Below are 11,377 nucleotides of genomic sequence, written 5' to 3'. Positions count from 1 at the left end.
TTTTGTCCGCAGATGATTGCCATTCACATTTGATTCAATTGCCAAGTTGGATCAGAAACTCGGAGATGCTGTTACGGATCAGTTTCTTTTCGCCACTGGCTATTCACTGGCCATCAAAAAGCGTGGTTGCCCTGGCTGCCACTGCGCCGATAGCGCCTCCGCCTGCTGCAGTACCGTCTGCACTGCCGCGTCCTGCAGGTCGGGTGGGTAGCCATATTTGCGCAGGATACGCTTGACCAGCACGCGCAGCCGCGCCCGGGCCGATTCACGGTGGGCCCAGTCAACGGCAATGTTTTCTTTCAGGCTGACCAGCAGCTCGTGAGCAATAACCCGCAAATTGTCGTCGCCCATCACCTGCACAGCAGATTCGTTCTCCGCCAGCGCGTCGTAGAAGGCGATCTCATCAAGGGATAAGCCCTGTTCCTCGCCGCGATTGCGTGCAGCGCGAATGTCCTGCGCCAAATTGATCAGTTCCTGCAGCACCTCGGCGGTGGTGATGGCATTGGCGTGATAACGGGCAATGGCGTCTTGCAACCGCTCGGTGAAGGCGCGGGTCTCGACCACGTTGGTGCGGGTGCGCGAGCGGATGCTGTCATTGAGCAGCTTGCGCAGCGCTTCCAGTCCCAAATTCTTTTTCTCCATCTGCTGCACTTCAAGCAGAAACTCGTCGGAGAGGATGGAGATATCCGGCGTCTGGATACCAGCAGCAGCAAGGATATCGACGATCTCGGTGGAGACCACGGCACGGCTGACGATCTGCTGGATGGCCAATTCCCGATCCTGCCGGATAGCCCCTGCACCGCCCGCCGTCTTGACCAGCGCAGCGCGGATCGCCTGGAAAAAACCGACTTCCTCGCGGATGCCGCGCGCTTCATCCGAACTTGCCACCAGCGCAAAGGCCTTCGATAGACTCAGTACGCCATCGGCAAAGCGCCGTCGCGCCTGCCTCGAAGCCTCTGGCGTCTTTTCTGCTGCCGCCCATTGCTGCTGCTTGTCGAGTATCCATTCGATAGCACCGGCCATCATCGCCAGCCGTTCGCCGGGCGTAGTGCCAAGGCCAGCGCGGTAGTCGAACCCAAAGAACATGTCGCGCACGATCTCGACCTTCTCCAGCAGCACCGCCACGGCCTCCCGCTCATCAATACCGGTTTTGTCTTGATCCGGTTTGGAATACTGGGCGAGGGCCGACTTCAGGTTCTGGGCAATGCCGATGTAATCCACAATCAAGCCCGCTGGTTTGTCACGGAACACCCGGTTAACGCGGGCAATGGCCTGCATCAGGCCGTGGCCGCGCATTGGCTTATCGATGTACATGGTGTGCATGCTGGGCGCATCGAAGCCGGTCAGCCACATGTCGCGCACGATCACCAGCTGCAGCGGGTCCTGCGGATCACGGGCACGTTTTGCCAGCAGATCACGCCGGGCTTTGTTTCCGATATGTTGTTGCCACTCAACCGGGTCAGACGCCGTGCCGGTCATTACGATCTTGCTGCTGCCGGCGTTGTCATCGTTGCTGTGCCAATCTGGGCGCAGCTTGATAATCTGGTCATACAGCGCCACGCAGATGCGCCGGCTCATGCACACCATCATCGCGCGGCCTGAGAGTGCCGCCACCCGGTCCTCGAAGTGCTGCACCAGGTCGGCGGCCACCAGCGCGAGTCGCTTGTCGCTGCCCACCAGCGCTTCGACCGTGCTCCACTTCTGCTTGGTGCGTTCGGCGTTGGGTTCGTCCTCGTCCTCCAGCAGCGCCTCGATCTCGGCATCGATGCGCGGCTTCTCGTCCTCGTCCAGCTCGATTCGCGCAAGGCGCGATTCGTAGTAGATCGGCACCGTGGCGCCGTCTTCCACCGCGCGGCTGATGTCGTAGATGTCGATGTAGTGGCCGAACACCGCCGGGGTGTTCACATCGGTCGCCTCGATGGGCGTGCCGGTGAAGCCGATGAAGGAGGCATGGGGCAGTGCATCGCGCAGGTACTTGGCAAAGCCGTAGGCAATCTCACCGGTCTTGCTGGCCACCTTCGCTTTGAAGCCATACTGGCTGCGGTGCGCTTCGTCGGCGATGACCACGACGTTGGACCGATTCGTGAGCGTGGGGAAATCGGCCTCGTCTGCCTTTGGTGCGAACTTCTGCAGCGTGGTGAAGATCACGCCGCCCGAAGCGCGGTTGAGCAGGATGCGCAGATGCTCGCGGTCCCGCGCCTGCACCGGCGTCTGGCGCAGCAGGTCCTTGCACATGGCGAAGGTAGCGAATAACTGGTCGTCCAGATCGTTGCGGTCGGTGAGCACCACCAACGTGGGGTTGGCCATGCGCGAATCGAATACCAGCAAGCCCGCGTAAAATGCCATCAGCAGGCTCTTGCCGGAACCCTGCGTATGCCAGATCACCCCGGCCTTGTGGTCACCCGGCGGTTGGACCTTAACGCTGGGTAGCCCGTAGACAGCCGGGTCCTCGGCCACTCCGAGACGATCCGATGGCTGGCTCGCCCGTAACGTAGAAACTACCGCCTTCTTCACCGCGTGAAACTGGTGGTAGCCGGCGATGATCTTGATCAGCCCGCCACCGGTTTCGCCAAACACGGTGAAATGGCGCAGCAGGTCGAGAAAGCGCCCTTGCTCGAATACGCCCTCGATCAGCGTGGCCATCTCCGGCATGCCTTTGGGTTCAATGCGTGTGCCGTCGGTGGTGCGCCAGGGCATGAAGCGCTCCTGATCCGCCGACAACGAGCCGACCCGCGCCGACAGTCCGTCGGAGGTCACCAGCAGTGCATTGCTGCGAAACAGTGCCGGGATCTGCTGCTTGTAGGTTTGCAGTTGGTTGAAGGCGCCGACCAACGTCGCGTTCTCGCCACCGGGCGCTTTGAGTTCGATCACTGCCAGCGGCAAACCGTTAACGAACAGCACCACGTCCGGCCGACGCTTGGCCTGGCTCGCCACCACCGTGAACTGCTGCACGGCCAGCCAATCATTGTTGGCCGGATTGTCGAAATCGATCAGCCGCACCTTGCCCGCGTTAAGCGTGCCATCTTCGGCGTAATACTCCACATCCGCGCCTTCGGTCAGCAGGCGGTGGATGCGGCGATTCTCTTCCAGCAAGTTGGGCAGTTCCGATTGCGTCAAGCGGCGAATGGCATCGGCTTGCGCTTCAGGCGGCAGCGCCGGATTCAGTCGCGCCACGGCGGCAGTGAGTCGCGCCTTGAACACCACCTCGTCGTAGGCCTCCCGCTCCGGTTGCTTCCCATCAGGGCCGATGTCCTCCTCACGTTCGATGCTGTAGGCGAGAGTTCGCAGTTGATCCAGTAGCGCTTGCTCCACTTCGGATTCAGACAGAAATGCCATGTGCGGCCTCCTTTGACCTACGCCTTGACTGCCGCAAGGCGACCCGCTACAATGCTCGACAGCTCATCTGCCATGCGTAGAAGGAGTATCCGAAGCCCTTGCACAGCAGTGTGCCGGGGCTTCAGTCCTTTTGGGTTGCCCGCCATGCGTCCCTCTCCTTGGTGAATTTGCGGATCGCGTGGCTTCGCAAGCAGTAGGCTGTTTTCAGCAGATAAAAACTCCGCCCTTGCTGCGCCGGGCGCTTCCCCAGTACCACGGCATAGTCGTGCGGCTCTGCCCAGATCACGACGTGCGTATCGCGCCCACGCTCATTCTCCCACCACGAAAATCCAGGCGCGCCTGCATCCGCCTGCAGAATACACCACGCAACCCAGCGCACGCGCTCGCAACGGCGTAAGTCTGGAATGCGCTCCTCCTCGTTCCGGTTGTCTTGGGTCGGCGCTTCCGAGACCAGGTGCCAAAAGCCGTGGCCCTTGCGTTTGGTCTCGGGATTGAAGCGCACCCTGAGCGGCCAACTGCGGAACGTCAACCGTGCATGTGCAACGGTTTCCAGGTAGATAGCATAAATCGCGTCCTCATACGCATCCCATCCCGGAAAATCATTCATGAAGATCAAATCAGGCGCTGGCGTCAAGACTGCGCCCTCCAGACCAGCAGGTTGAATTTCTCGGCTCGCCAGAGCGAACTCTGCTCCAGAGTCAAGCCGCTGCGACGCCGGACATGTGCTACCAGCGCCTGCTTTGCCGGGCTGCCATGCAATCCACGGTGCACATAGGACAGTGCACCGATCAATAAATCGGCCAATTGAAGCAGCGGCACATCGTGGGACTGCACCTGCTCGATGGACTCGATGATGCTGCGGTCAAAATCGTAGTTCGCGTTGCACAGCACATCTCGCAGCTTCGCCACCTTGCGGCGACCCTGCGTGTCCTTGGTGTCCAGGAAGATCCGATAGCGCTTTTCCGGGTTGATCAACCGGTTGAGCAGCGTGTACCACTGCTTGTAATAAAACTCGTCATGGTTTTGCGTGAAGCGCCCATGATCGAGAAACTGCTTGTCCGGCACCACTAGGCCACGAAAGCACAGCATGACCTCATCGAAAAAGAGATCGAGCAAGGCCACATAGAATGGCAGTTTCGCCGGAGAAACCTTCACCCACTTGATTTCAAAGTTGTCAGCCAGGCCGTGTGCCGCCTTCAACGCCTTGATCTTGCGTGACATCCGCTTGCGATGGCCAGCTGGACACCACAGCGCACCGAGCACCATGGCCTTCATGCCATCATTTTCCAGATGGCAGGATTCATCGCAGTAGATGTGCACGGTTTCGGTCATGCCACCTCCCTCGCCATGCGGGTAGCACCCGGAACGCGCAGCTCACCGGAGATTAGTTTGGGCAGCAGGGTGTCGCGGAGTTGAGCGAGGAATTCGCATTCATCTTCGTTCTTTTGCTGTGCCGTACGCATTGGCATGACTTGCTCATCGAAAGAGTCGATCAGTTGTCGAGGAGGAAGGAAAATCGGCAAATTATGGACATGATTTCGGTTGAGTGTCGGCACTGCGGAACCTGCATTGAACATCTCAAAGTCAAGGCCGCGAAGAAGCTCGAATGCGTAGAACGGCGAAACTCTCTTGAACTCCTTTACCCAGAGTGAGGTATTGAGCGGCCAGAAATCGCTCTGAACCAGGAACACGCGACCAAGTATTCCACTTCGTCCCGTAGTGATTCCGGGCCCCTTGGCCATATGCTTGTCGTGATAGCCATTGATTCCGCTCGCCGCCATGACGGGATACATGCCGTGGGTTCGAGCTGAGGCTGGCAGGTCAAACCCCCTCTGCAAGACGAGTGCATCGTCTAGCCGCCCGGACTCCCACCCCTCCGGCTTGCCGTCGGCGTCGAGGCGGCCGGGGAAGTGTTGCCAGAGGTCGGCGGGGAGGTAGGGTTCGCGGCCTTCCATCTTGGCGCGGACGGGGCCGAAGTCGACGAACCAGTCCTTGAACAGGGCGCGGGCCATGGCCTCCAGGGTCTGGTTGCGACGGCGGTTGAGTTCGATCTTGTCGTCCAGCGTGCCGAGGATGTGGGCGATGGCGCGTTGTTCGGTGATGGAGGGTGCGGCAATCGATAGCGATTCAATCATCGTTTTCGTCAGCGCGTTTCTCGTCGCACCGGCAGACGCCAGTGCAAGCAGATGCGCCTGCAACGAAGGACTTACAAGCGAGTAGCGAAGAAACGCAGCATCCAGAACTTCTGCATTGGGTCGGATGATTGCGACATGCTGATTCACCCGGGCTGGTAATACGTCTGCATCAACTTGGCAGCAGCGCGCTACGGAATCGCCGGTGATGTTGAGTAATACATCGCCTTTCTCAACAACAACATTCTTCAGTTCGTCAGCCTGTTTGTTGTCGATAAATACAAGGCCGTCATGCACGAAGCGGTCGTTGTAGATATTCTGGCTTCGGATCAGCGCGGTATCGCCACCAAGATAAGCCTCCTTGCCCCCACGAGGAGTAGCTCCGCTTCCGATCTTGGAGCACGCTTTTCCAAGCGAAATTCCGCGCCACTCACCCGCCATACCCACGCTCTCGCTTCCCTCCTGTACCACCACCTTGTCCCGCTCAATGATTTCCCGAAACGACGCACTGATCGTCGCCCAGTCCACGACATCAACTTTCCACGGCAGGTCGGATTCGGAAAAATCGTCGGCCAGCGCGGCGCTGACGGCCAGCGAAAGCGGTTTGTCAGTGATGATCGCGAGGTCGAGGTCGGAATAGGGTTTGGCATGCCACTTCGCGCGCGAGCCGAATGCCCAGACTGCGTATTGCGGGACGTGTTTTTTCAAAATGTCGCGCACGATCTCCCAATGATCAGGGCGAATATCGATGAGCGGGACACCCTCACTCATACCAGCCGTTCCCGCAGCCTTTCCCGGAGAAAACGCGCCTCTTCCAAAAAATCGGGAATGCCCGCCACCACGCTCAGCGCAACGACCTCATCGTAGGTGTGGCTGGTTTTGCTGCGCATGTCCCGATACCGTTTCCAGTGCGGCCATTCGCCGAGCAGTAAGCCTTGCTCGTTCCCGGAGCGGATCAAATCCTGGAATGCCATGCGGTCGTACTGCTCGGGTGTGGCGGAAGCGAATTCAAGATAGCGCTTGAGCATTCTATGGCTGAGTTCGTAAGTGAACTCAAAGCGCTGTATGAGGCCATCCCTTATCTGGGTGTCGGTAATATCTTGCTGGTAGCGTTGAAAGCCTTCGTCCAGGCGCTGGATGGCTTTTTCAAATGCCGATAAATCAGGTTTTTCATTCGCCATTTCGGGGCTCCCAAAATCCAAGATATTTGAGGTTGGTCTCGATCGCCGCATCCAGCCGCGCTGCTTCCTGCTGCTGCTCGCGCCACTGCGTGCTGAGTCGCTGCATTTTGTCGGTAAAGGCCTCGCCGTCGTCCTCGGCGGCCTCACTGCCGACGTATCTGCCAGGGGTAAGCACATGGCCGTGCTTGCGTATCTCGTCCAGCGTGGCGGATTTGCAGAAGCCGGGGATATCCTGGTAGGTCTCTGGATTCCCGCTTTCGCGAGAATGGCGGTCAAGATATTCACCGCGCCAGAGGTGGTAAGTATCGGCGATCTTCTGAATATCGGCATCGCTGAGTTCGCGCCGGGTGCGGTCCACCAGCGTGCCCATGTTGCGGGCGTCGATGAACAGCACCTCGCCGCGTCGGTCGCGTAGGGTCTCGTTGCCGCGCTTGCCGTTGGATTTGTCGCGGACGAGGAACCACAGGCAGGCGGGGATCTGGGTGGAGTAGAACAACTGACCGGGCAGCGCCACCATGCAGTCCACGGCGTCGGCCTCGACCATCGCCTTGCGGATCTCGCCTTCACCACTCTGGTTGGAGCTCATGGAGCCGTTGGCCAGTACCACGCCGGCGGTGCCGAAGGGGGCCAGGTGCCAGTAGATGTGTTGCAGCCAGGCGTAGTTGGCGTTGCCCACGGGCGGCACGCCAAACTGCCAGCGTGGGTCTTCGCGCAAGCGGTCGCCGCCCCAGTCAGAGATGTTGAAGGGCGGGTTGGCGAGGATGTGGTCGAAGCGCAGATCGCGCAGTTCGTCCTTGTGGAAGCTGCCTTCGTTGTTCCAGCGGATGTCGGCGTCGATGCCGCGCACGGCGAGATTCATCTTGGCCAGGCGCCAGGTGGTGTAGTTGCTTTCCTGGCCGTAGATGGCGATGTCGCCGATGCGCCCGCCGTGCTCCAGCACGAACTTTTCAGACTGTACGAACATGCCGCCGGAGCCGCAGCAGGGATCGTAGACACGACCCTGGTAGGGTTCGAGCATCTGCACCAATACCTGCACCACCGAACGCGGGGTGTAGAACTCGCCGCCGCGCTTGCCCTCGCTGCCGGCAAACTGGCCTAGGAAGTATTCGTAGACGCGGCCAAGCACGTCCTTGGACTTGTTGCCGCCCTCGTGCATGGCGATGCCGGAGACCAGATCGATCAGCTCGCCCAGCATCACCTTGTTGAGCGCCGGGCGAGCATAGTCCTTGGGCAGAACGCCCTTGAGCGACTCGTTGTCCTTCTCGATGGCGCGCATGGCGTCGTCAATCAGGGTGCCGATCTCGGGGCGCTTGGCGTTGGCCTTGAGGAGCGACCAACGCGCGTCCTTCGGCACCCAGAAGATATTGTCAGCGAGGTATTCGTCCTTGTCTTCGGCGGCTTTTGGATCATCGGCCAGCAGTTCGGCGTGGCGGGCCTCGAAGGCGTCGGAGATGTATTTGAGGAAGATCAGTCCCAGGGCGACGTGCTTGTAGTCGCTGGGCTCCATGTTGCCGCGCAGCTTGTCGGCGGCCTTGAAGAGTTCGGCCTCAAAACCGAGATTGCCGCCGTTATTTTTGTCTTTGCCGTTGGCCATGTGTGGTTCCTGTTTGTTCAGTCGCAGTGCGCGATTGCCGTTCCTGCATCAAGCGCAACAGCGCGGCTTGCGTCTGACAGCAAATTCAACAACTACTGTCAGGAGTCGAACCAGACGGTGAGTGTGAGGTCGTTGGTGTCATCAACCGCTCGATGGCCAATCACTGTGCGCATGCCTGGATTCCCCGTTGTGGCCCCGAGATGCTATCACGCAAGCATATTCTCTGTCACCGTCTCGCCAGATTTTGAGGTTCAAACCGCAAATGCTACAAACCTTTGCTGACACTCTGGCGATAGGCAGGCAGCGAGCGGGCATCAGGCAATGCGAAATAGACAAAAATACCGGTTTTCACTGGCGTCATCGGTTCCTGACTTTGCCGGCAGCCACTCAAGTCAACGCCTGCAAGGAATCATCGAGTTGGATGAAACGTTCTTTCCCCTTTCCTGCAAAGGTCAGCGCGACTTGGATCGTCCACCGCGCAAATGCAGCAAGCAAATCCATGCACGTGGCACAGCTGGTAGTACGCAACCATTCTGGCACAGCAGCGAATTTCATGTTGAATGCGCTTGATAAAAAGACAATCGAGCCTCCATTGCGAGCTACTCTGGCAAAGGACGCCATTTTCTGAAGCGACGACTGGCGTAGATGGTTGGAACGCTGGGGCGAGCGCAACTCGCCAATCGCTGGACTCCAGGCCGCTCTCGGGCGAGAAAATCAGTTTCAACGTTTAATGCAGACATAGCCTAAAAAAAAGGGTGCCAACAGGCACCCTTTTTATACAGCAAGTCGACTTCGTATTCGATTAGAAATCGTGACGTAAGCCTACTGAGTAAACGTTACGGTCAGCGTCAACCCCTACCAGATTTCTGTCTTTCACCCAAACGCGCTGATAACCACCAAACAGGCTGGAGCGGCGGCTCAGGTTATGAATCACACCCACGGTGATATTTTCGACATTACGTTTGGCAATGAAGCCTTCGCTTTTGGCTTTAGTCATACCACCTTGTGCGATCAGCATGGTATTACCAATGGTGTAGTCGGCACCTGCCATCCACAGATAACCATCACCGTTGGCATTCATAGCCGAATTACATTGGCCACGACCACCATCCAGACTGACAGGACCAACAGCACTGCCAAATGCAGCCGCATCGGTACAAGTAGCCGCACCACCAAATGGATTGGCGTTGTTCACCCATTCAAACTGGCCACGCAAACGGAAGTCTGCGAAACCCGCGAGCGCACCACCGCGCCAGATTTCTTCGTCATCTTTGACGCCGCCGAAAGATTTTTGAAATTTGCTTACGTTATCGCGGGAATAGCCACCGAAGATGTCGAAGTTAAATTCATTTATTTGTGCACTGTATTTACCAGCAACCTGAAAATCCCATTCGCCGTTTTCGCCGCCAGCATTAGCTGGATTGCCAGATCCACTAACAAATGGATTCAGTACCGGATCACGTTTGTCAGCATCACCCGGCATTAACAAGGCAGACAATGCAAATCCTTCAACAACAGGTGAGTCAAAACGTACCGCGCTGTTGACAAAACTGTTGTCACCTGCACCATAACCATTTTGTGATGAAACCATCAAACCACCGCTACCCGTTGCATGCAAGCTGGTGTACGCGAAAGGATCGATTGATTGACCACCGGCAAAATCCTTGAACGGAGATTGTACGCGACCAAATTTCAATTCACCCCATTGTTCGCCACCCAGACCAACCCATTGTTCCCGGGCGGTTTGATTGGAACCAGCACCAGGGTTGAAAGAAAATTCAACACGGCCGATTGCTTGCAGACCCATTCCCAGATCTTCAGCAACCTGCAGTCCCCAACGGGATTGCAGTGCATCATCAACAATAGCAGTTTGCGCATTGAAACCATCCACATCGACAGTGGCGTACTCAGCTTGCAAGCGGCCAAAGATAGTGACATGTGTACCATCAGCAGAAGCCACCATTGGTGCTGCCAACACACCGGCTACTGCCAGCGAAATCAGTCTTTTTTTCATTTAAAACTCTCCTTAAGAAAAAAACCACAAAAGTTATCGTACTGCATACTGCTTACTGCTTATTCGTAATTTGCTCACGGAATGCATCAATCAATGCCCCCGCTAGATCAGGACTCACCGACCCGGTAGGGTTAAGCGGATTGTGCCCAAGACATTCCATCGATGCAACAACAAACCAGCATTATTTAGCTTTTTAACTACTTTCTGTTGTATTTGAGCAACAACAAGAGCTGTTCTCAAAAAATAGACCAACAAGTACGCTTTTATTCGAGATTAGTCACTGGCATGCGCAAAATTTCCAGCAACGTATCACCGTAGCGCGAAAGCTTGGTGGCGCCCATGCCGGATACTTCTTGCAACGCATGGCTGGACTGCGGCCGCAGGCGTATCAATTCCAGCAGGGTAGTGTCGTGAAAAACAACATAGGCCGGCACGTCGTGTTCTTTAGCGACAGTTTGCCGCCAGAGCCGCAATGTTTCCCAGAGTTGCTGATCAGGGAGCGTGAAATGATCGGGGTGATTAGTTTTTTTATCTTTCAACAGTCTACGTTCGGGCTGAGATCTAAGCAGAATTTTATGCTGATTGCGCAGAATTTCTCTTGCGGCCGGAGTGAGTCGCAGCGTATTGCGTTCATAATTAACCTCCAGATAGCCGAGAGCCAGCAGATGCCTGAAAATCACGCGCCAGCCAGAGGCGTCCAATTCCCGGCCGATACCGAATGTGCTGATTTTATCGTGATGCCATTGTTTGGCTCTTATGGTCGACTTGCCTAACAGGATATCAATCAGATATTCCACGCCAAAACTTTGGCCAGTTCGATAAATACAGGACAACGCCTTTTGCGCGGGAATGGTCATATCCCGAGCGGGCAGGCTCTCCCGGCAGATGTCGCAATGACCACATGCGGAGTAATCTGGCGTTTCTCCAAAATATTGGAGCAGATGCACTCGGCGACAGGTCGTGGTTTCACACAGCTTGAGCAGGGCATCCAACCGGTTGAGCGCTGCCTGTCTGACAGGTGCTGGCGCTGGATTAAGGTCGAGCAAACGACGTGATTTGATGATATCTCCATGTCCGTAAATCATCCAGGCATCGGCGGCAAGGCCATCCCGCCCTGCCC

The 11,377-nt window shown here is 57.1% G+C and carries 9 protein-coding genes and 1 pseudogene; 1 reads left to right on the top strand and 9 read right to left on the bottom strand.

Going from position 1 to position 11,377, the window contains the following annotated elements; translation table 11 throughout:
• Nucleotides 1–99: 99 nt before the first annotated feature.
• Genes NSMM_RS07930 through NSMM_RS07900 form a run of 7 tightly spaced genes read right to left on the bottom strand, consistent with a single transcriptional unit; the run spans nucleotide 100 to nucleotide 8,243 of the window.
• Nucleotides 100–3,336 (bottom strand): type I restriction endonuclease subunit R, encoded by a 3,237-nt coding sequence (locus NSMM_RS07930; RefSeq protein ID WP_090286359.1) that lies wholly within the window; start codon nucleotides 3,334–3,336, stop codon nucleotides 100–102.
• Between the two features lie 17 nt (nucleotides 3,337–3,353).
• Nucleotides 3,354–3,482: a hypothetical protein gene (locus NSMM_RS16760; RefSeq protein ID WP_281200902.1), complete on the bottom strand. Its 129-nt coding sequence runs from the start codon at nucleotides 3,480–3,482 to the stop codon at nucleotides 3,354–3,356.
• Entirely contained in the window at nucleotides 3,458–3,970 is a 513-nt protein-coding gene (locus NSMM_RS07925) for a hypothetical protein (protein WP_218121045.1), read from the bottom strand. The genes NSMM_RS16760 and NSMM_RS07925 overlap by 25 nt, the downstream gene beginning before the upstream one ends.
• Nucleotides 3,967–4,668 carry a DUF3800 domain-containing protein gene (locus NSMM_RS07920; RefSeq protein WP_090286357.1) on the bottom strand — a complete coding sequence of 234 codons (702 nt, stop codon included), beginning with the start codon at nucleotides 4,666–4,668 and terminating at the stop codon, nucleotides 3,967–3,969. The genes NSMM_RS07925 and NSMM_RS07920 overlap by 4 nt, the downstream gene beginning before the upstream one ends.
• Nucleotides 4,665–6,239 (bottom strand): restriction endonuclease subunit S, encoded by a 1,575-nt coding sequence (locus tag NSMM_RS07915; protein ID WP_218121044.1) that lies wholly within the window; start codon nucleotides 6,237–6,239, stop codon nucleotides 4,665–4,667. Before NSMM_RS07915 ends, NSMM_RS07920 begins: the two co-directional genes overlap by 4 nt.
• Nucleotides 6,236–6,649: a nucleotidyltransferase substrate binding protein gene (locus NSMM_RS07905; RefSeq protein ID WP_090286355.1), complete on the bottom strand. Its 414-nt coding sequence runs from the start codon at nucleotides 6,647–6,649 to the stop codon at nucleotides 6,236–6,238. Before NSMM_RS07905 ends, NSMM_RS07915 begins: the two co-directional genes overlap by 4 nt.
• Nucleotides 6,639–8,243: a class I SAM-dependent DNA methyltransferase gene (locus NSMM_RS07900; protein WP_090286353.1), complete on the bottom strand. Its 1,605-nt coding sequence runs from the start codon at nucleotides 8,241–8,243 to the stop codon at nucleotides 6,639–6,641. The genes NSMM_RS07905 and NSMM_RS07900 overlap by 11 nt, the downstream gene beginning before the upstream one ends.
• Nucleotides 8,244–8,487: 244 nt before the next feature.
• Here NSMM_RS07900 and NSMM_RS15170 point away from each other — a divergent pair.
• Nucleotides 8,488–8,985, top strand: a pseudogene (locus NSMM_RS15170) (IS1595 family transposase); the annotation flags it as partial.
• A 60-nt stretch (nucleotides 8,986–9,045) separates the two neighbouring features.
• Here NSMM_RS15170 and NSMM_RS07895 read toward each other — a convergent pair.
• Nucleotides 9,046–10,257, bottom strand: coding sequence for a porin (locus tag NSMM_RS07895; RefSeq protein WP_090286351.1), 1,212 nt, complete (start codon nucleotides 10,255–10,257; stop codon nucleotides 9,046–9,048).
• 263 nt (nucleotides 10,258–10,520) lie between these two features.
• Nucleotides 10,521–11,377: RQC domain-containing protein (locus NSMM_RS07890; protein ID WP_176753893.1), on the bottom strand; the 857-nt coding region annotated here is incomplete at its 5' end.

Origin of the sequence: Nitrosomonas mobilis, from assembly GCF_900103035.1 — a bacterium.
Classification (GTDB): Bacteria; Pseudomonadota; Gammaproteobacteria; order Burkholderiales; family Nitrosomonadaceae; genus Nitrosomonas; species Nitrosomonas mobilis.
Note: the sequence above shows the minus strand (reverse complement) of the source record. Positions and strands in the feature narration are given on the sequence as shown.